Source organism: Sporosarcina obsidiansis (assembly GCF_009651005.1).
GTDB lineage: Bacteria > Bacillota > Bacilli > Bacillales_A > Planococcaceae > Sporosarcina > Sporosarcina obsidiansis.
This window is the reverse complement of the sequence record NZ_WHVW01000001.1, coordinates 304,947-325,645: the sequence shown is the minus strand read 5'-3', so window position 1 is coordinate 325,645 and position 20,699 is coordinate 304,947. Positions and strand designations below refer to the sequence as shown.

At 40.0% G+C, this 20,699-nt stretch carries 18 protein-coding genes; 3 read left to right on the top strand and 15 right to left on the bottom strand.

Annotated features, from left to right (window positions below; translation table 11 throughout):
* Positions 1-447 (bottom strand): MarR family winged helix-turn-helix transcriptional regulator, encoded by a 447-nt coding sequence (locus tag GD002_RS01360; protein ID WP_153730519.1) that lies wholly within the window; start codon positions 445-447, stop codon positions 1-3.
* A gap of 233 nt (positions 448-680) precedes the next feature.
* On the opposite strand from GD002_RS01360, the gene GD002_RS01355 reads away from it, so the two are divergent.
* Both GD002_RS01355 and GD002_RS01350 read left to right on the top strand, forming a co-directional pair.
* On the top strand, positions 681-1,103 hold the full coding sequence (locus GD002_RS01355; protein WP_228548243.1) for a hypothetical protein: 423 nt from the start codon (positions 681-683) through the stop codon (positions 1,101-1,103).
* Positions 1,104-1,561: 458 nt separating this feature from the next.
* Positions 1,562-1,750, top strand: coding sequence for a hypothetical protein (locus tag GD002_RS01350; protein WP_153730518.1), 189 nt, complete (start codon positions 1,562-1,564; stop codon positions 1,748-1,750).
* A gap of 213 nt (positions 1,751-1,963) precedes the next feature.
* Here GD002_RS01350 and GD002_RS01345 read toward each other — a convergent pair whose 3' ends face one another.
* From GD002_RS01345 to GD002_RS01335, 3 genes are all read right to left on the bottom strand, one after another.
* Positions 1,964-2,290, bottom strand: coding sequence for a type II toxin-antitoxin system PemK/MazF family toxin (locus tag GD002_RS01345; RefSeq protein WP_153730517.1), 327 nt, complete (start codon positions 2,288-2,290; stop codon positions 1,964-1,966).
* A 3-nt stretch (positions 2,291-2,293) separates the two neighbouring features.
* Positions 2,294-2,563, bottom strand: coding sequence for an AbrB/MazE/SpoVT family DNA-binding domain-containing protein (locus GD002_RS01340; protein ID WP_228548242.1), 270 nt, complete (start codon positions 2,561-2,563; stop codon positions 2,294-2,296).
* Positions 2,564-3,400: 837 nt separating this feature from the next.
* Positions 3,401-4,423, bottom strand: a complete 1,023-nt coding sequence (locus tag GD002_RS01335) for a YeiH family protein (protein ID WP_228548251.1) — start codon at positions 4,421-4,423, stop codon at positions 3,401-3,403.
* 127 nt (positions 4,424-4,550) lie between these two features.
* Between GD002_RS01335 and GD002_RS01330 the strand changes: the two genes are divergently transcribed.
* The gene (locus tag GD002_RS01330) at positions 4,551-5,474 is read left to right on the top strand and encodes a LysR family transcriptional regulator (RefSeq protein WP_153730515.1); all 924 of its coding nucleotides are present in this window, start codon (positions 4,551-4,553) and stop codon (positions 5,472-5,474) included.
* 73 nt (positions 5,475-5,547) lie between these two features.
* Here the strand turns inward: GD002_RS01330 and GD002_RS01325 are convergent, their stop codons facing one another.
* The 11 genes from GD002_RS01325 to GD002_RS01275 form a co-directional block, all read right to left on the bottom strand.
* Positions 5,548-6,855, bottom strand: coding sequence for a globin-coupled sensor protein (locus tag GD002_RS01325; protein ID WP_194841429.1), 1,308 nt, complete (start codon positions 6,853-6,855; stop codon positions 5,548-5,550).
* Positions 6,856-7,044: 189 nt separating this feature from the next.
* Complete coding sequence (locus GD002_RS01320) at positions 7,045-9,147, bottom strand: methyl-accepting chemotaxis protein (protein WP_153730513.1); 2,103 nt, start codon at positions 9,145-9,147, stop codon at positions 7,045-7,047.
* A gap of 144 nt (positions 9,148-9,291) precedes the next feature.
* A complete protein-coding gene (locus GD002_RS01315) occupies positions 9,292-10,917 on the bottom strand; it encodes a BCCT family transporter (RefSeq protein ID WP_153730512.1) in 1,626 nt (541 codons plus the stop codon).
* 60 nt (positions 10,918-10,977) lie between these two features.
* Positions 10,978-11,421 carry a RidA family protein gene (locus GD002_RS01310; RefSeq protein WP_153730511.1) on the bottom strand — a complete coding sequence of 148 codons (444 nt, stop codon included), beginning with the start codon at positions 11,419-11,421 and terminating at the stop codon, positions 10,978-10,980.
* A 19-nt stretch (positions 11,422-11,440) separates the two neighbouring features.
* Entirely contained in the window at positions 11,441-12,175 is a 735-nt protein-coding gene (locus GD002_RS01305; RefSeq protein ID WP_153730510.1) for an IclR family transcriptional regulator, read from the bottom strand.
* A gap of 216 nt (positions 12,176-12,391) precedes the next feature.
* Complete coding sequence (locus tag GD002_RS01300) at positions 12,392-13,861, bottom strand: aldehyde dehydrogenase family protein (protein WP_153730590.1); 1,470 nt, start codon at positions 13,859-13,861, stop codon at positions 12,392-12,394.
* A 35-nt stretch (positions 13,862-13,896) separates the two neighbouring features.
* Positions 13,897-14,697 (bottom strand): DUF3726 domain-containing protein, encoded by an 801-nt coding sequence (locus tag GD002_RS01295; RefSeq protein ID WP_153730509.1) that lies wholly within the window; start codon positions 14,695-14,697, stop codon positions 13,897-13,899.
* The gene (locus tag GD002_RS01290) at positions 14,679-15,701 is read right to left on the bottom strand and encodes a membrane dipeptidase (RefSeq protein ID WP_153730508.1); all 1,023 of its coding nucleotides are present in this window, start codon (positions 15,699-15,701) and stop codon (positions 14,679-14,681) included. Before GD002_RS01290 ends, GD002_RS01295 begins: the two co-directional genes overlap by 19 nt.
* The gene (locus GD002_RS01285) at positions 15,698-17,416 is read right to left on the bottom strand and encodes a hypothetical protein (RefSeq protein WP_153730507.1); all 1,719 of its coding nucleotides are present in this window, start codon (positions 17,414-17,416) and stop codon (positions 15,698-15,700) included. The genes GD002_RS01290 and GD002_RS01285 overlap by 4 nt, the downstream gene beginning before the upstream one ends.
* Before the next feature lie 171 nt (positions 17,417-17,587).
* Positions 17,588-18,706: a conserved virulence factor C family protein gene (locus GD002_RS01280; RefSeq protein WP_153730506.1), complete on the bottom strand. Its 1,119-nt coding sequence runs from the start codon at positions 18,704-18,706 to the stop codon at positions 17,588-17,590.
* Positions 18,707-18,735: 29 nt separating this feature from the next.
* Positions 18,736-20,610 carry an ABC-F family ATP-binding cassette domain-containing protein gene (locus GD002_RS01275; protein ID WP_153730505.1) on the bottom strand — a complete coding sequence of 625 codons (1,875 nt, stop codon included), beginning with the start codon at positions 20,608-20,610 and terminating at the stop codon, positions 18,736-18,738.
* Positions 20,611-20,699: the final 89 nt, after the last annotated feature.

The following is a 20,699-nucleotide window of genomic DNA, read 5'->3' as shown; positions in this document are numbered from 1 at the left end:
TTACATCTCCTTCATCAATAAAATTTCTTTGAGCTTACGGAATGTTGTAATGAATGTTTCAAGCTCTTGTTCATCTATCCGGTCTTTAAATATTTTTTCAATATTTTCATAGATCGCTTCATTCGACACAGACAAGACATCCATTCCTTTTTGAGTTAACGAAACCCGATTGGTACGCTGATCATTCGGATCTTTTTCTAATTGCACCAATTCTTTCTCCACTAACTTTTTCAGCCGAGTGGAAATGGCACTTTTATGGACCCCTTGAACTTCAGCCAATTGACCGCTCGAAAGATGTTCATAGGCGGAAAGAATTTTTAATACCTGAATTTGCTCAGGTGAATATTCTTTCCAAATAGGTACATCCAGGTTCTTGACGACATGTTCCGTACCGTAAATCATCACTTCCTCGAATAGATCGACTGCTTCTTGTAATTGTTCTTTCAAACTAGTCCACCCCCTAAACTAATAGTATTAGTTTAGGGGGTGGACTAAATAAAGTCAACTAGTTGATTTGTATTGTTTGAGACGATTTTCAGACTAGTATCCCAGATAAATGAAACATTTTTGGAAATTAAACGTTATAGTGGGTGTAATACCAATTTAGTTGATTTGCTATGAAATTAGCTTTTAGCAAACGGTCATAATGGTTTTTAAGGACTCTATGGGAGGTGAAAAAAGTGAAGCATACACTAAGAACTAGGATGCTAAGCATTTATGATTTGTTATTGGCTACAGGTGCAATTTGGATAGGAACTCAAATGGTGATGTCACGTAGCGGAACAATCTTTGCCGAAGAATATCCTGATAGTTGGGCATCTAGGCTTCCTTTTGATAGTTGGATGATGCCTGGCATTCTCGCAATTGTCATATTTGGATTAGGTAATATAATAGCAGCGGTGTGCAGTTATAAAAATAATCATAAAAATTCGTGGGTTGCCTCTGCCATTATGGGGACAGTTTTCTTTTTCGGCCTAATTTTCCAACGCATTATTTTAGAGGAATCCTATATAGTAACTAATCCATTCTTAGCTTTGAGCGTTATCCAGTTATGTCTGAGTGGTTACGTGTTTCTGGGCTATAAAAAAGCACGCTTCATGTGATGAAAAGTTAAATCAGAAGGCTTATACAAATGAGCACAGTAATTAAGATTTCAACCTAAAGAGTATAATTTCTAATGAATGTGGAAAAATCAGGAATACAACTCTTATCTATTACCAAGATTTATGTTTTTGTGGAATAACGGTATCTAAATCACCAGCAATAGGCGGAAAATACTTTACTGTAATTTTTCTTACTATCAGTTTAATTAATTGTGGTCTAGCAGTTCTCTTTTTCCTAAAAAAGAGAAAAGGAACTAAGAAGATAGAGAAATTCAGGTTAGTTAAAGGTATTCATAGTTAGTAGAACAAAGAGCGAAGGAATAGGAATGCGAATGAAAAACAAGTTCAGAATATTAATTGCATTGTGTATTGTTATAGTAAACTGTTGGAAGATAAAAAGGGCTTCGCTGCTAACATAATATCAGCCAATGTTGTCATGGAGTTAGGTGGGAGTTGGGATGTGGGAGTTTAAAACAATTGCCAATCATAAATACACAATCTACTTTGAGAAAGAGCAAGAAAATCAGAATTTCCTCCCTTTAACCAATGGAGAGTATTATATCTCAATTGTAGAAGGGCACCCGGTAAAAAAGCAAGATCCGATTTTTACAAATTCAATAAAAGATAGTAAAGCAGTAAAAGATTAATTGGGTAATCGTTGAAGGTTATTCAATGACCTATATTCCGTAAACGGGCACTCATCATGAAAAAGATCAGCGCCTATCTTGCGTACAAGAAAAAGATTGCTTAGTTATTTCGTTGATAGGAGGTTTCTTTGTATATTTAGCTCCATAACTATTATAGGGAAGCACTGTTTCAATAAACAAAAAAGGCATCCTAAAATCCAAGGAATACCTTTTTTATAAAAAAGTTCTAATTTTTTCTAGGCATAGATCAATTACATCATCAGGAGCTTTCTCTTTTATAGTAGCATTTCTCGCTCGAAAGTCTAGATTTTTTAATTGGTCAGTGATAATCACTCCATCAACGTTTAAGTCTTCAGGCAAATGAACATGAAAACCCCACTGTCTCGTTGTATTACTTATTGGACATACAGATGCATAGCCCGTTTTTTCATTAAATATTTTAGGAGATAATACAATCGCCGGCCTTCTTCCAGCTTGCTCCCTACCTGTTTGGGGAGTGAAATCTAAATAAATAATATCCCCTCTATCTGTTATCACCATTGATTATATTTCTTCCTTTCCGACTGAATCACCAAAAATTTCCTTATGAGGGTTGTCTCCTACACATTGCGCTAGTAATTCTTCCAACGTAATTTCATTTTCAACAGGTCTTATTATAATTTTTTCTCCATCATCTGACACCTGAAGTTGCGAACCATTTACGACACCATATTTCTTGGCTATTCTGTGAGGGATGCGAACACCAATGCTGCCTCCCCATTTTTGTGCAGTCGTAGTCATATTCAACACCTCTTTTTTATTATTTATATTCATCCTATCACCTTCCAAATTATTTGTATATACTTACATATATTCCCTAAACAATTAAAAAGATATACTTTTTCAATTTTCAATTGAACGATTCCATTTACCTAAGGCTTGGCATTAGTTGAGATTGTTTTTAAGACTAGTTATTAAGCCGACAATAATTGATAAATAACTTGATTTGGTAAAAGTTAATCTCTTGGAATGGTAGTATACTTTGATTGATTTGATTCGATTAGAACTAATAATGTATTTAAAAAAGAACTACAACACAAAAGGTACTTTCGCAGAATAAGTATCGATCCCAATCTCGCATAATCGGTCATACCGTTGAGCAGCACAAGTACCGTATCATGCTAAAATTCGCTTATCATATACTTATATTAACGATGCTGTCAATTTGAATAAGCAGGCACTTTTTTTGGCGGCTGACGTAATTAAAAAAATTTCCTTAATTGTCATATTTCCTTAGAAACTAATTAGTTAACATAATAGGTCAAAACAAGAAGAAGTTTACGAGATCTGGCGAAAAGCAACCCCCAGCGCCCAAACGGTACCAGGACCACTCACCCATACACTAAGAAAAAGTTCACTTCAACTTGACCAGCAACAAAACAGGATGGATCTACCTAAATTTACCAGTAACTAACAAAGACGCAACTGCGGTGTCAGCCGTTGCCAAGAGACAACTAGCGCCCTTTGCTAGTTGGCTCTTGGCGTAAGGCAATCCCCCAGCGCTGAAGCGATACTATGATCACTCAACAACTAGCCTTTATTAACACATAAACATAAAAAAAGCCGAACAAGAGAAAATCTCCCTTGCCCGACCTACTTCAATTCTATACCTCACACAATAAAGTACACAATTACCGACAACAGCACAGAAGTCACCGCCATTGCTGCAAGCGGACGCATGGCGCGATCACGCAAGTCCTTCAAGCTGACATTCAGCCCAAGCCCTACCATAGCAGCCGTCAACAGCCATGTCGTCAGCACTGAAACGCCTTCCATGACACCGTCCGAAACAGGAATTGAATGTCCAAACACATAACTGCCAAGTACACTCAAAATAATGAACCCTACGAGGAACCAAGGGAACTCAATTTTCGTATCCCCTTCATCCGTTCCTTTATTCTTCCGTTTCATCAAATAAATAAAAATGAAACAAAGCGGAACCAATAAAAATACTCGACCTAATTTAGCCAACAGCGCAATCGCCAAGCCATCTTCTCCTGCCGGTGCACCTGCTAAGGCTACGTGAGCTACTTCATGAAGACTAATTCCTGCCCACATTCCATATTCGATGGAATCGAGTGGCAAGATTGGACGAAGGATCGTATACCCGATAGCAAAAATAGTACCCATTAACGCAATGATTCCGACCCCAATTGCCGTATCTTCATCTTTTGCTTTGATGATCGGAGCAACAGCCGCGATAGCTGCAGCACCACATACTCCGGTGCCTACCCCGAGGAGTAATGAAATATTTTTATCTGCTTTAAAGACTTTAGCAAGCCAAACCGTCATAAAAATCGCGAAAACAATGACACCGACATCTCTTGCTAACAAGCCTAATCCGTCATGTAACACGGTATCGATATTCAATTTCAAGCCGTATAAAATAATAGCTGTCCGAAGCAATCGCTTGGATGAAAAAGCAATTCCTGGTCTAATTGCTTCAGGGTAACCAAAGAATTGACGATATGCCACAGCAATAATGATGGCACATGCCAGCTGACCAATATGATCAAACCCTGGCACTTTCGCTAAGAAAAAACCTAAGAGTGCAATAAAAAATGTGAATGCTATGCCACCAATCCAAGCCACCCATTTTGACGGTTGTTTTGGCACTTGCTGTTCTGGAGTCACGTTTGTTGAAGCCACGATGACAACACCTCCTGTCTTTATTATAAAAAAAGACTGTCTATAAGAAAAATAATTATTTATAATAGTGATGATAAGTAAACACTTATAAAGGAAAAGGAGTTGTACAAAAATCGATCATCAACTACAAGTATTTATAGCCGTAGCCGAAAAGAAAAACTTTTCAAGAGCAGCAGAAGAACTTCATATGACACAACCCGCGGTCAGTCAATATATCCGTTCATTTGAGGAAGCGATCGGAGTGCGGTTACTGGAGCGAACAAACAAATATGTGCGCTTGAACCAAGCTGGAGAAATCGTCTATCACCACGCCAAGGAGATTGTTGGCCTGTATTCTAAGATGCAGAATCTTGTAGATGACTTAGCGAATAAAGCAAGTGGGCCCTTATCCATTGGAGCCAGTTATACATTTGGCGAATATGTCCTTCCACGTATTCTGTCCAAATTAATGCGGGACTATCCATCCATCGAACCCGTGGTAACAATCGGCAACACGGCTGATATTACAGAGCTCGTCATTAGCCACCAGCTCGATGTAGGACTCATAGAAGGCCAATTTAAAGAAACGATACCTTTACAAAATGAAAATTTTGCAGAGGATGCCATGTATGTCGTTGTGTCACCTAATCATCCCCTGACCAAACAGACAAAACGAATTTCCATTCAAGATTTAGAAGATGATATGTGGTTATTACGAGAAGAAAGATCCGGGACACGAGAAGCTGCTGAAACATTTTTTTCGCAGTCAGATTTTTCCCCTTCACGCACCATGCAATTCAGCAGTACCCAACCAATCAAAGAATCAGTAGAAGCTGGTCTTGGGATTAGCTTTCTTTCACAATGGGCGATTCAAAAAGAGTTACAGTACGGTGATTTGAAAACGATACCAGTTAAAGGCACTCCATTTAAACGCAATTTTTCCATCGTGACAAATTCACCATTTCAAACAAAAGCATTGCAAGTCTTCATTGAATTATTGAGAAACAGCGGTGAGCTTACTGTGCTCACAAAAAAAATGGGACTGTCCAAAAAGTGATTTTCTGGACGTCCCGTTCTATTTATGATTAACGAATACTTTACCCTTCACCAATTTTCTACCTTGCATTATTCTACAATCCTTCTGCAAGTTGCATTAAGTCATCTGAAGAATATGCAATTGTTTCAATTGCTTGATTGATTTCCTGTAAGAGTTTCCCCGTATGTTCAATAGATGATTTTGATTGTTCACTTTGCTCTTTCATACCCGATACAGCTTTTATGATGTCAATGTATGAGCTCGTCACTTGTTGGTTGCCGCTAGCACTTTCTTGAATAACTTGCTCCATTGACCGTACAAATTTTGACATATCGTTAATATTCGCATTGGTCTCTTCAATCATGCCTCTTACATTACCAATCGCTTTTTTTGTTTCAATAGACAAATTACGTACCTCTGCAGCTACTACTGCAAACCCCTTACCTTGTTGACCTGCTCTTGCTGCCTCGATTGCTGCATTTAATGATAACAAGTTGGTTTGATCTGCAATGGAAGTGATCAACGTCACGACTTCACGTATTTGATCTGAAGATTTATATAGTGCATCCATCCGATTCATGAGCTCTCTCATATGCTCAACTATTTCTGCAAACTGTTGTGACTGCTTATTCACTACTTCCTTGCTATGTAAAGAAGCCTTTTCCGTATCTGTGATAAATGATAGATTATGAGTAGTCATCTTTTCTAATATACGAGTTTTAGCACACAGTTCTTCTGCAGATGCGCTAGTCTGCTCGCTAACAGCTGCCAATTCCTGTGATGTATACAATACTTTTTCTTTCACAACCGTTTTAGTTTCTTCTACTTTTTGCCGATTTTCTATATTTACTTCTTCATATGCTTCCAAGACCAATTGCTGCTCAAAATTTAGTACTTTCATGAAAGCACGTAATGTCTTAAACTGCCGCTCTTTTGGCATATCGAGATATTCTATGAATGTAAAAAACTCATCGGAAATAGTCTCAAATGCAGCCAAATACCACTTCGATTCAAGGCCAATGTGGACATGGATTTTCGCAATTGTTTTTCGCTGTTCCAAATAGTTCTCATCAATAACCCCTTCAAACATCGATTGCAAGTGTTTCGTCAAGGACACTTGCAATCGATCCATGCTACTATGATTCGTAATAATCTGGACCAATTTTGGTTCCGCATACATCGCTTTATAGAAAGCTTCTACCATTACAGGCAGCACAGGTTTTATTTGTTCCTGTATATATAGTAAGCATTCAAGATCTCTTTCAGTTAGATTAATCATTTTCGTTTGCTTAAAGACAGCTGGAAATCCTTCTAACTTGATAACTCCAGTAACTTGCTTATCATCACTAATTTCAACTGAAACTTTCGACTTACTCGTACTCCTCTTAAAGAACCGTCCCATGACATTTATCTCTCCCACCACAAAATACCAGTCTACATACTTACGACTAATCAAATCGGTTAAGTTTACCATACATATAGAAAGGGCGCTATACCGTTCTCATGTAATGCCATTGTATATTACTTCTTACGACAAAAAAGCAGAGCGGAATGATCTATACATTCCATCTCTACTTTTATAAGTATTTACTTAAGATAACTTGAAGCGTTCTACCACGTCCTGAAGTTCTCCAGCGATCTTATTCATTTGGTTTGTTGAATCTGCCACTTGCTCAAGCTCGTTTTGTTGTGCTGCGGAAGATGCACTCACTTCCTCGGCCGAAGCAGCTGTTTGTTCTGAAATAGCGGAAACATTTTGAATGGAGAGGATGGCTTGATCCTTGTGCTCCATCATTTCTGCCAGTTCTTCGGATAATTCTGTTATGGCTTCACGAATTTGTTTCGTGATTATGGCGTTACGGTTAAATGATTCTTCCGTATCGGTCACCGATTGATTTTGACCATCCATTAATTTCATGTTCATGTCAATTACTTCAACCGTTTGTTCAGATTCCAATAAAATTTCTTTCACTGTCCCTTGGATCACTTCAGTTTCTCTACGCGATTGCTCCGCTAACTGCCGAACTTCATTGGCTACCACTGCAAATCCTTTTCCGCTCTCACCTGCTCTCGCTGCTTCAATACTCGCATTGAGCGCCAATAAATTAGTACTCGCTGTAATATCATGCAAAGTTTGAATGACTTGATTAATAGATGAGATCTTATTGGATAACGTTTCAATTTGCTTTTGTACTTTGTGATTCATCTCATTAGCGGATGTATTATGATCTCGCAGTTTCTTCACTTCTTCTATGCCGTCTTTCGTAGATTCAGAAGCTTCTCCAGAAAGCTTGTTCATAGTTGCAAACATTTCATTCAAATGATCCATACGTTCTGCCAGATCTGCTATTCGTTGACTCGTCAGTTCAGTATCTTCAGATTGTCTTGACGCCCCTTGCGCAATTTCATCTGTCGCCACAGACACTTCCTGGTTCGCTGCGACTAGTTCCTCGAATGCATGTGTCACTTGTGTAGAAGAGGCATTTAGTTGAGTAGAAGACTCTCTCACTGTACGAATCGCTTCATTGGTTCGTTGAAGCATATCATTATAAGCCAATGAAACCGCACCGATTTCATCGCGTCGTACACTAGTTTCATCCACGAGTTCCGTCAAATCTCCTGCTGCAGCCGTCTCCATTGATTTCTGTAATAATTGCAATGGTTTTAACTGACGATAAATGAATACTGTAGAAGCACCAGACATAAGCAGTACAATCACAATCGCAGAAATGATCGTAATCCATAAAATTGAATTGAAGGTATCTAGAATTTCAGATTTAGGAGTAACCGTCTGCACTGTCCATTTTTCATCGATTCCTTTTAAATTAATGGGCGCAAAGGCATTAAATGCTTGTTCACCTAAGCTTTTTGAATCAACATACAGGTTCGTCAACTCGCCTTTGTCTAAAACTTCTTTGACGCCTTTCCAATCAATAGCATCTTGCATATTAGAACCATTCATTTCTTCCTTCAAACTATTTGCTGTAATATAGCCAGCATCGGTAATGATCGTTGCATAGCCACCAATAGGCTTTATAGTATTCACCATGTCTGTTAAGAAATCGATAGACAAATCAGTCGTCAGCAATCCGAAGTAGTTTCCTGCTGAATCCAACATTGGGACTGAAATAGTTGTCATGAGAATGGTCTGGCCATTTGTTTCATATACATAGGGTTCTGTTAAAATTGCACGCTCTTCATCTTTAGGAATTGTATACCAAGAGTTTGCCGCCGGATCATCCATTCCACTTAACGGCTCTACACCAATAGATGAATCGTCTTTGAAGATATACGGAATAAATTGTTTTTCCTCATCAACTAATCCTTTTGGCAAGGCATCATTTACTGCAAGTGCCGATTGATTAATGACAGCAGCCATTCCCGTTGCATCATCATTATTCTGAAGGTTCTTTTTGATGATTCGAATGATTTCATCTGAACGAAGTTTCCCTTGCGCTTGCTGAGTTTCCAAGACGTGTTTTGTTGTTCGCAGCATATCATTTGTTTCTTTCAACTGTAGACTTAGAGCAAGCGAGCTTTTGTTCGCACTTTCCATTGCAAATTCTTCCGCATCCTGAATACTTTGCTTATGTAACATCACACTTGTGACAATCGAATACACTAAAAACAACAGTAAAAATAAGGCGATGATCAATCCTGACAGTCTCAACGCAATACTTCTAGACTTCTTCAATTATAGGACCTCCTAGGTAAATTATAATCATTATTAAAGTATACCTTTGGACCCTTCAAAAAGATAGATATAAGTAGGTAATTTTCATTACATATGCAATTAACACAAAAAAACCCTGCCAATTGACAGGGTAAAACATCACTTTTATAAATGATTATTTGAGGAAGTTGTTACAGTTTGCTGGATATTTGTTTTCTTTTTATTCTTTATAGCCTGTTGGGTAACCACTTTTTTTTCATCCACTTCCGATACCATGCCAAATTGCTCCTGATACATAATTTTTGCAGCTTTAGGAGCTGCCCAGAATGTCGGCAATAAAAGTAAGGAAACAGGTATAGCAGTGACGACAATAAAGGATTGAATGGCACTGATTCCGCCCTCGTTAATCATCAATAGAACAATTGCTACTGCTCCCATGATCACTGCCCAAAAGACACGCATAATTTTAGGAGGATGGCCATCTCCTGTTATAGCAACAGAGATCGTATACGCCATCGAGTCACCTGTCGTGACTACAAATAAAATAGTTACTAATAGGAAGAGTGGAGCAATTAATGAATTTAGCGGTAGTTGTTGTGTTATAGCTACCATCGCAGCCGGCATACCCGCTGTATTCAAAGCTTCTGAGATTACTCCTGGTTGGGCTAATTCGTAAAAAATTCCTGTGCCACCCACAACAGTAAACCAAAATGCGGTAACAATCGGTGCTGTAATAGACACCGCCAACACTAACTCACGGATTGTACGTCCGCGTGTGATGGTCGAGATAAAAATCGCCATCATCGGACCATATCCGAGGAACCATCCCCAGAAAAAAATAGTCCAAGAACCAAGCCAAGCAGAATCACCACGGAATGTACTCATCGCTAGAAACTCTTGAAGATGCACACCACTTGCTCCGATGAACGTATCAATAATAAAAGCTCCTGGTCCGATTAATAATATAGCAACCATTAAAACTAGCGTAATGATAACATTTAAATTACTTAGAAATTGTATACCTTTACGCAAACCCGTTACAGCTGAAATAGTAGCAATTGCAACCACACAGATGATGATGAGAACTTGTGTTGTCAGATTGTTTGGTACGCCATACAACGCTTCCATTCCGTAGGCAGCTTGTAGACCTAGGAATCCAATTGGACCAATCGTTCCTGCGGCTACTGCAATGACTGAGAAAGCATCTATAATAGTACCTAATGTACTTTTTCGCATGATTTTTTCACCCAAAAGCGGATAAAGTAGCGTACGAGGTTTTAATGGCATTCCTTTTTGGTAATGTGCATACATTAAGACTATTGTTCCTAACGTACCAAGAATCGACCATGCGAGAAAACCCCAATGTAAATAAGATTGTGCAAAGGCAGGAACCACTGCATCCTCCGTGCTTGATTCAATACCAGCATAAAAAGGTGGACGATCTAAAAAATGATACATTGGTTCAGCTGCCGCCCAAAATACACCGCCGCCCGCTAGCAATGTGGTCATGATCATGGCTAGCCATTTAAAATATCCTACTTCTGCTTTTGCTACGCCACCTAGCCTTATATTTCCATATTTAGAGAACGCTAGGAAAAGCGCTATAAAAAACGTTCCCAACAGTAAGATTTGCCAAAATGCTCCAAAATATTTTATGGAAAACGCAAATGATTGATCGACCATATTCGATACAAAATCTAAATTGATGAATGAAGCAATTACAAAAGCTACAAGCAAACCTCCACTAATGAACAATACAGGACGATCCGTCTTCGATTCATATTTATTCAATGTAAAACCTCCTTTAAAGCGTATCTTTGTAATCGCTTACTTTTTCAGTCGCGGAGAAATTCACTCCACCTCCACGATCACATCAATCTCAACCGCGGCTCCACGAGGTAACATCATACCGACAGCCGTACGTGCATGCGCTCCAACGTCTTCTCCAAACACCTCTACCAATAAATCAGAGGCACCATTCATCACCTTTGCTTGCCCGGTAAAGTCGAAAGCTGTATTGATCATACCAAGCAATTTTACAAATTTCTTAACCTTCGAAAGTTCGCCTACTTCTTCTTTTATCGTTGTTAGTGCAAATAAAATAGCTTGTTGTGAAGCTGCATAGCCTTCTTCAATCGTCAGTGTATCGCCCACTTTACCAATCACATCGTATGAAAGGGAGCCCGATAAAAACAATAAATTTCCTGTACGCACACAAGAAATATAATTTCCACCTTTCGCCCGTTTCTCCGGCAACTCTAAGCCTAATTCTTTTAATTTATCTTCTGGTTTCATTATAATCACCTTGTCCCTATTATAGTGAGTGTGTAATTTCTTCGGTTGCAGACAATAGCGTAGATATATGCGGTTTCATCGTTTGACGATTCCATCTAAAGAGTGGTCCAGAGATGGACATCGCACCAATTACACGATGCTGCTGGTCAAAAACAGGTGCAGATAACGCCGCCACATTGGATGTTATCTCTTCTTCATTTGTTGCGTAGCCTAGATTTCTCGTTTCTTCAAGTAAATCTTCTAAACGGCTTCTTTCATCCATCGGTAATGTTGACAATAATCTATCTTGTAATTCAGCCGGCTGGAATGCCAGAATCGCTCGTCCGCTTGCACCCACATGGATCGGTAATCGCTTGCCAATTCCGACAGATCGTCTAATTTCCTGCTGGCTTTCATACTCCAACACACAAATACGCATTTGTCCTGTTGGCATATAAAATCCTACCGTCTCGCCCGTATCATTGCGTAAAGACATGAGCCATGGCTCAATAACAGGTGCGATGGGCATTTCTGTTAAAATTTTATTCGCATAATCCAAAAATACTGTACCTAATGAATATAACTTTGAACGCGGATCTTGGAATACCATACCTTCTAGTTTCAGTGTGGTGAGTAATCGATGGACGATTGTTGTAGAAAGTCCTAATCCTTTACTAATTTCACTGACGCCTTGTGGCCCTGAGACTTCATTCAAAAAGTTTATGACAGAGATAGCGCGTACGACCGTAGATGATACTTCTGGTGTTTTCTTCAACTCAATTTGCTCCTCTACAATGAGTACATATACTCAATTATTTACGGAATATTATAGCATATGTAGATTAGCAGAAATGGAAGGGAAAGGCACCCTCCACCTTCCAACTCCTACCAAAATTTGAGGTATCATTGATTTCCGTTCTAGGTGGACGCTACCATCGACTAGTTTCTCTACTAAATTGACTACTTTTGTTTCCGGAAAAATGTTACCAAATCAGTTACTATTAATGTAGCGAGTTTTGTTTTGGCAATAGAATTCGATTGCTTCACTGCCTAGTTCTTTATAGGTTCCTGTGCTGGATTGCTTGTATCCTCCAAACGGCGCTTGGAAGAACGTTCCTGTTGTCGTCATATTCACTTTGACAATTCCTGCTTGAATCTCGCTCAATGCGCGATTCATATACGTTAAGTTTCTTGTACAAATAGCTGCGGAAAGTCCGAATGCTACGTCATTTGCAACTTCAATTGCCTCATCAATCGAGTCGATTTCAATGATGCTAATAACAGGACCGAATACTTCTTCCTGAGCAATTGTCATCTCCGTCTTCACACCACTAATGACAGTCGGCTCTACGAAATACCCTTTATCAGAACCAGCAAATTCAGGAATTCCGCCACCTGTCAAAATTTCACCGCCTTCATCTTTTGCCTTCTGAATCAAATCTAACGTAGACTTGCGCTCTCCTTCACTTACTTGAGGCCCCATCGTCACGCCTTCATCCATCCCATTACCAATCTTGATTTTTTTAGACGCAGCTACTAATTTTTTAGTGAACTCTTGACGAATATCTTTATGGACAAGCACACGGCTAGTTGCTGTACAAGCTTGACCTGTTTGACCGTACCCACCTGCTACTGCAAGTTGTACGGCTGCATCTACATCCGCATCTTCCATCACTAGCAATGGATTCTTCCCACCCATTTCAAGTAATACACGCTTCATGTCTTTTGCAGCTTCTGTATAAATCAGGTTGCCTACACGATTAGATCCTGTAAACGTAATGGCTTTAACTGCAGGGTGATTGATCATATCTGTTACAAGACGTCCAGGACCGACCAATTGGTTTACGACGCCTGCTGGAACGCCTGCTCTTTCCACGATTTCTACAAACTTTTGTGCAGTCAAAGGTGTCTCAGAAGATGCTTTTAGTACAACCGTATTTCCGCTGAGGATTGCCGGTGCGATTTTCCATGCTGGAATAGACAATGGGAAGTTCCATGGCGTAACTACCAACACAACGCCTAATGCTTCTTTATGCAATTCGATTTGGACACCTGGCATATCAGATTCGATGATTCTTCCCGTCATGCGACGTCCCTCACCTGCATAAAACTTCACGATTCCTGCTGCGTAATTGACTTCTTTCAATGCATCAGCGTACGTTTTTCCTTCTTCCTGTACAATGACACGAGCAATTTCATCTGCTTCTGCTTCCATGATCGCTGCGATTTTGAATAAATACTCACCTCTTACGGGAGATGGTGTTTTGCTCCATTCAGGGAAAGCTTGTGCAGCCGCTTCAATTGCTGCTTGAGCGTCCTTTTCATTGGATTGTCGAACTGTCGCCACTAGCTCTTCTTTATTCGCTGGGTTTCTGATTTCAAGGATATCTGTTCCTGATGTTTCCACCCATTCACCATTGATAAAGTTCTTCAATACGTTTACATCACTTTTAACTGTCATCATTCTCTATCTCCTCCAGCTGTTAAATTTCGTACTTACGCCATTTCACCTGCGCCGCGTTCACGTGATTGATCTGTTGATTCTACAAGCATCCCCTTGCCCGTTTCATTTAAATCTAGCCAAAGTTCGCGGCTGATTTCTGCTCCATTCCCCCACGACGACTCCCATCTCTGTTCAAAATCCTCAGTCGTCGTAATGATATAGGAAGGATCAATTGTGTTCTGAAAACGATCCATTAAGTCGTCAATTTCTTCTATTTTCGTTGTTCCGAATATGCAAAATCGATTCGTCTCTATCGGCAATGACAACTTTTCATCTCCCGCTAAACCTAACTCCTTATTGATCCCTTCCATGATATCTCCATTATTTCTCTTATGGATCATGATTGGGAATGGAGACTTTGGAGATGAAACGATCAATGATGAATGACTTGGTTTTTGATACAAAATAATACTGCCGAGCCCTTTTCTGGACAAGTACATCGCCTGCTGAGTGAGTACTCTTGAAGGTCTCGTATCCCTTACACAGACAGCCGCCGACTGCTGATTACGTAAGCGGGCAATGACATAATCTGCACATGCTTTACCGAGCAGCATTCCACTTTGTTTACCGCCATTTATGATCGTCACTCGTTCATTTTCAAACTGTATTTCCAATTCTTCCATTTGACTTTGCAAGTACGGCAATTCATCAGACAATTGCTGTAAACCATATAGTCCAAGGAACTCGGCATTTGCTACTGTTTCTGCCCCTTCTTCTGCATAGCCATAAGGAACGCCACAAGCTTGAAAGATTTTTTTGCAATGAGTGTATAATTCTAAGTGAGAGACACGCATTTCTCCAACTCCTTCTTTGCTTTAAATCCTTCTGTAAAGAACCGGTACCAGTTGCCTCCCATAATTTTAGAAACTTCATCATACGTCATACCGCGAGCAGCTAAGCCATTCGCAATATTAGGGAAGTCCACTGGTGTCTGGAACCATTCCGGCCACTCAGGCCAGCCTGGACTTGCTTTTGATCCTGCACCATAATCGATTTCATGCGTCCATCTTCCCATCCGCATCCATGCAAGAAAATCCACCGACATATTATGCGTCAAATCGGTACCAATTCCTACGTGATCGATGCCCATGAAATCTGCGGTACGCGCGATCATATCACAAAACTCTTCCAATGTAGTATCCGCACCATTGATCAGGTGAGGATACGCACAAACTCCGAGTACCCCTTTGTTTTCACGTAGAGCAGTTAGAACTTCTTCTGATTTATTCCGCTTCGTCGGATAGATCCAATCTGGATTGGCATGTGTGATGGCAACAGGTCGGCTAGAAATCGCCAATGTATCTAATGATGTCTTTGTCCCGACATGCGACAAGTCGATAATCATTCCTACGCGATTCATTTCTGCAATGACATTCTTACCATATCTAGAGAGACCTGGATCTGTTTCTTCATAACAACTACTGCCGATTAGGTTTTGATTGTTGTATGTTAATTGCATAACTTTCACACCGAGTTCATTGAAGATAGAAACTAATCCCAATTCATCTTCTAAAGCGGATGTGTTTTGCGCACCAAGAATAATTCCGATTTTCCCGATTTTCTTAGCAATTGCAATATCTTCTCCTGTTTTTACAGGCATGACCAAGTCGCTATGTTCTTCAAAAAAACGATGCCACTCTGCGACTTTGCTCAATGTTTCTCGTGCATTTTCCCATAGGCCACAACAAGCATGTACACAAGTTACACCGCCTTTTTGTAGCATGTTTATAAAATCACGATCCCAATTACTCAATACCAATGCATCGATCGTTATCATTTCTTTCGTATCTATCGTCATGTAATCTCCTCCGAATTTGGTAATAACGGATAGAACCAATCATCCTGGAATGTCGGACTTCCGATTTCTTCAACTAATGAAGCCCCTTGGAACAAAGTAATACGAACCCAACGATTTGACTTTGGATCAAACCGTTCCGCTCCGAAAATAGCCAGTTTGCAGCGTAATAAGTACACCGGTAATAAATCTGATCCTGTAAGATTCGTCTGAACTTCGCCGTATTGCAGTCCATCCAACGATTGGATTCTTCTGACAATCCCTCGTAATTCTGGCTTCTTCAGCAGGAAGGATGCGACGGACTGTTCATCTTGACATGACTGTAATTCCGAAGCTAGCTGTTGGACTTGTTCTGCAATATTCATCGGCATAGCCAGGTCATCTCCCGGATCGATGCCACGCTCTCCAATACGTGGTTCTTCCTTCTCTACAGATCGATACCAGAAATAATGTCTGGCTTCTGGTTGGTTAAAATCATATTGAAATGCCCATTTATATTGCTTCGTAATAATAGCACGCAAAGAGCCGATCGACATTTCAGGTATGAGATGAATTCCATCATCTGCATTCGTTTGCTCTTCTAAATCTTCAATTACGTCAGGATACAATTCGATCAATAGAGAATTTACGAGTTCTTGCGCTTCGACAGTGAATGATTCTTTTACTTTATCTGTAAACTCTATCCAAGTATTTTCCGAACTCTGCCCAAAACGTAGAGCATGTGAAAACAGTTCTTCTGCAAGTCTTGAAATCCCTTCTATTTCGCTAGCCAAATCTCTTGGATTCTCAAACAACTGCACATTTGGTATGGGTGCATCTTCAAAGAAAATATGTACTCTATTTAAGAGCTTTATAAAACGCTTACACTCTTCTGCTGTCACATGTTTTTGCTTCGCACGTGCTAAAGCGATCTCCCGAATCCAAATCCATTGGTGAAGAAGTTTGGGATGAGAAATCAAGTAAGGTACCATCCCTAGCCCTGTAGCATTTCCTGTTCCTAATAGTTTTTTAACTTCAGGCTGTAAGATAGCCGCCTGGGGATTTCGTTTACGTGCAATATGTTCTACCATCTCAAAACTAAAATGCCGTAGCATATACACCGCAAACATTTGAGCTTGAAACGCACCACTAAATGTGTGATTATCCTTCACTTTTTCATAAGGGGCAATTCCGAATTTGCCATTTCCATAAACTGCGGTAGTTCTGAACAAATAACCAATATCATAGACAATTTCCATATCAGGTTGCTCACCTTTTGATAACGCTTCCACAACATGTGTAAATACGCGTTCACTTTTATTGGCTCTGGACCAAACGAGATCTGTTACATCTCCTCTACCCATTTCTTGTTTAGGAAGTTCTTGCCTCATTTTTTTTAATTTTTTTTCAGAAATATCTCCTTCGCAAAGTGCAAACGTTACATCCCATCTTTCTGAAATTACGCGATCACTTCGATTTTCATCGCTGATTTCCCGTGACAATGCGATAAACGTATAGTGTCCTTGTGGGGTAGTAATAGCGTATAAAGCCTCTCCATAACCTTTGTTATCTAAATTAAATGCAGTCTGCTCTATTTTCCAAGCCTCACGCATCATTTTCCTAAACATAATACGTAAAAAGCTGAGACTTGTTGAGCGCATGACCCCAAGTCTTTGGATTTGCATTACTTCAGATGCAGGTCTAAGTGCATCACAATTTTCAACAGCTTGGTTGACCATTATAGACATCCTCCATTCTTTTACTCCCACAATAATAATTATTACTTTACGAATACCGGAAAACAATTCCGAATTAATAACACCATCATAAACCCGTTTAAATACTCTGTCAATAAAAAAAAGAGAAACCTTTGAATCTTCTTCAGATCTCAAAGGTTTCCCATCATGTTATTATGTTCTTTCCGTCATCTGACGCCAGATAGACCCTTTTGCTTCTTCGCCTTCTTCAATACGAGCAATTGCCATACGTACTTGCAATTTCACTTCAAACTCCGTATCGTTTTCAGCCTCATGTAAAGCAGGTAATGCACGCTCCGTGCCCGTTTCATATAAAAACATAGCTGCTCGCCAGCGAACTAATTTATTTTTGTCTTTTAACAAACGGATCGCTGCAGTTTCAAATCCAATATACCCAAGATCGCTCATGCAATCCGCTGCGGTACGACGAACTGCCCAACTTTTATCCTCTAACGCTTTTTCGATAAACGGAATGACGGATTCATCTTCAATCATTCCAAGATAAACCGTCGCTAATCGACGAATCGACATTTTCTCATCTTCCAGTGCAATTGTCAGCACTGGATAATCAGAAACATCTGGATCTGGCATTTGGTCCAAGAGTTGGAATCTCTTTTCCCATTCCGGCACGGTAAATTCTGCGAGTGTCACTTTTCGGCCTCTCGCTTTCGTCTCTTCGCCTGCTTTCTGGGCTTTTTCCACTAGCTCCTGCAGACGTTTTTCTGGATAGGCCGCTTCAAGTTCCTGCACTACCTGATCCCCAACTTCTTGTAGTTCGCCATAGCGAATGCCATAATCCGCCCACTTTCTTAATAAAATATAGTTTTCCACCTCTGCATGGTGTACAGTTTCCATTGCTTGGCGGAACCGTTCACTCAAACCGAAACGTACTTCCGCATCACTATTGAAGACTTTTACTTGCAACGGAATATCTTTATACGTTTGCACATGGACATAGACTTCACCATAATGTTCATCTATTTCCACTGCTTCCGATTGTTCCGTCACCTCGCCTTCTTCATTTAAAACAGCTCGCACTTCCGCGAGTATAATTTCCCAGGGTATATTGCCAATTCGCTCCACCGCCATGAAGTCTTGTACATGATAAATTCCTTTTACACCTTGGATTGCCAAGAGTGAACGAATTGGTTCAGTTGCCTCTACTTCATCTTTCTTTCTATAATTATGACTCGTCCCATCAGGCAACGCAGTATCCAAAATAATTTTCATCGAATTAGGACTTGGCGTCGGTTCTATTGATTTTATTCTCAAGAAAATCTCCTCCATCTTCGCGTTCTACGTCACTCGGCTAAGTCTTGTAAATAAGACCAGCGTTCAATCAGTTCTTCATATTGCTCATTCAGTTCTGTTAGCTGTTCGTCGAGTAATCGAAGTCGATCATAATCAGATCCTGTTCCCGTCATTTCTTGTTCTGTTTCAGAAATCTTTCCTTCTAGCACTTCTATATCTTGCTCAATGGTTTCCCACTGTTTTTTCTCCGAATACGTCATCTTCTTTTTCTGTTTCGGTTCTTCTGACTGTTTGACTTCATTTTTCGTCACAATTTTATCATTTTTTTGTGGTACTTCTTCTAAAAAGTCAGAATAGATACCAAGCCATACGTTCACGTTTCCAGTGCCATCGAGTACCCACAACTTTCGGGAGATTCGATCTAGGAAAAAACGATCGTGTGAAATCGTTACAACAACACCCGAAAAAGTATCAATAAATGATTCTAAGACAGACAACGTTTCCAAGTCTAAATCATTTGTCGGCTCATCTAACAGTAAGACATTCGGCTGCTCCATCAATAACTTTAGTAAGTAGAGGCGTTTCCGCTCCCCACCAGATAGTTTTCCAATTGGTGTACCATGTGTCGAAGCAGGAAATAAAAATCGCTCTAACATTTGAGTGGCAGACAGACGTGCGCCACTGCCGTCTTCTATATCATTAGACGTCTCACGAATATATTCAATAATCCGCTGATTCTCTCCCATAGGCGGGATGTGCTGGTGAAAATGTGCGATTTTCACTGTGGATCCTTTTTCAATCTCACCTGAATCTGGGGAAATTGAACCTTCTAACATCTGAAGAAGAGTCGTCTTCCCGACACCATTTGGTCCTACAATGGCAATTCGATCTTTCGCCTGTAAGATGGCGGAAAACGGATGTAAAATAACTTGATCACCGAACCGCTTAGTGATTTCATTAATTTCCAGTACTTTCTTACCTAGACGCGAGGTTTGCAAGTCCATTTCTAGATCTAATGAAGTATCGGTTTGCTTCACCTTTTCCTCTAATTCTTCAAAACGTCCAATTCGTGCTTTTTGTTTTGTCGAACGAGCCTTCGCACCACGACGTATCCATTTTAATTCATTCCGATAGCGATTGCGGTTTTTCTGCTCAGTTGAGGCAGCCATTTCTTCACGCAGTGCTTTTGATTCCAAATAGTCCGCATAGTTCCCAGTATGTGAATATAACGTTTTGTTCGCTAATTCATATATATGAGTTGCGACTTGATCTAAAAAGTATCGGTCATGCGTGATGAACAATACAGCTCCCTGCACATTTTGTAAAAAGTCTTGTAACCATTGAATCGATTCTACATCCAAGTGGTTGGTCGGTTCATCAAGTAATAAGAGATCAGCCGGCTCAATCAGCACTTTTGCAAGGGCTACCCGTTTCTGCTGTCCACCTGAAAGCTCGCCCATTTTGCGATCAAACATATCAATCCCTAGCTTCATAAGAATCGTACGTGCCTGAGCATTCAAATCCCAGCCACCCGTCTCGTCCATTTCGTTTTGAAGACGCGTGAATCGTTCTTGACATTCTCGATTTGATGAATCCACTGAAAGTTCCTGCAAAGCATGTTCATAACGAAGATTCAATTGAATAATCGGCGCATCGCTTTCAAAAACAGTTTCCATAACAGTTAAGTTTGGATCTACAATAGGTTCCTGTGGAAGAAAAGCAATCCTGAATTTATTCGGATGATCCGCGAAGTATGAATCCGCCTCTTCCTGACCCGCAAGAATAGACAATAACGTGGACTTCCCGGTACCATTAATGCCGATTAAGCCTACCTTCTCTCCACTCGTAATGGTAAACTCAACATTTTCAAATAGAGTTTTATCTCCAACCGTTTTGGTTAATTTCTCTACTACTAAATGACTCATCTTTCCACATCCCATCTTCTAGCTACTACTAGTACTTAGTATAGCTGAAATATTTAAAAGTTGAAAAGAAGTCGAACAGGAATACTTTC

Excerpts from the sequence above, each read along its gene's own strand:
- GD002_RS01350 (WP_153730518.1), top strand. The coding sequence starts at position 1,562 with ATGTGGGAGTTTAAAACAATTGCCAATCATAAATACACAATCTACTTT.
- GD002_RS01295 (WP_153730509.1), bottom strand. The coding sequence starts at position 14,697 with ATGCGTGTCTCTCACTTAGAATTATACACTCATTGCAAAAAAATCTTT.
- GD002_RS01310 (WP_153730511.1), bottom strand. The coding sequence starts at position 11,421 with ATGAAACCAGAAGATAAATTAAAAGAATTAGGCTTAGAGTTGCCGGAG.
- GD002_RS01340 (WP_228548242.1), bottom strand. The coding sequence starts at position 2,563 with ATGAATATAAATAATAAAAAAGAGGTGTTGAATATGACTACGACTGCA.
- GD002_RS01285 (WP_153730507.1), bottom strand. The coding sequence starts at position 17,416 with ATGGTCAACCAAGCTGTTGAAAATTGTGATGCACTTAGACCTGCATCT.
- GD002_RS01325 (WP_194841429.1), bottom strand. The coding sequence starts at position 6,855 with ATGGGACGGTTCTTTAAGAGGAGTACGAGTAAGTCGAAAGTTTCAGTT.
- GD002_RS01290 (WP_153730508.1), bottom strand. The coding sequence starts at position 15,701 with ATGACGATAGATACGAAAGAAATGATAACGATCGATGCATTGGTATTG.
- GD002_RS01275 (WP_153730505.1), bottom strand. The coding sequence starts at position 20,610 with ATGAGTCATTTAGTAGTAGAGAAATTAACCAAAACGGTTGGAGATAAA.
- GD002_RS01300 (WP_153730590.1), bottom strand. The coding sequence starts at position 13,861 with ATGACAGTTAAAAGTGATGTAAACGTATTGAAGAACTTTATCAATGGT.
- GD002_RS01345 (WP_153730517.1), bottom strand. The coding sequence starts at position 2,290 with ATGGTGATAACAGATAGAGGGGATATTATTTATTTAGATTTCACTCCC.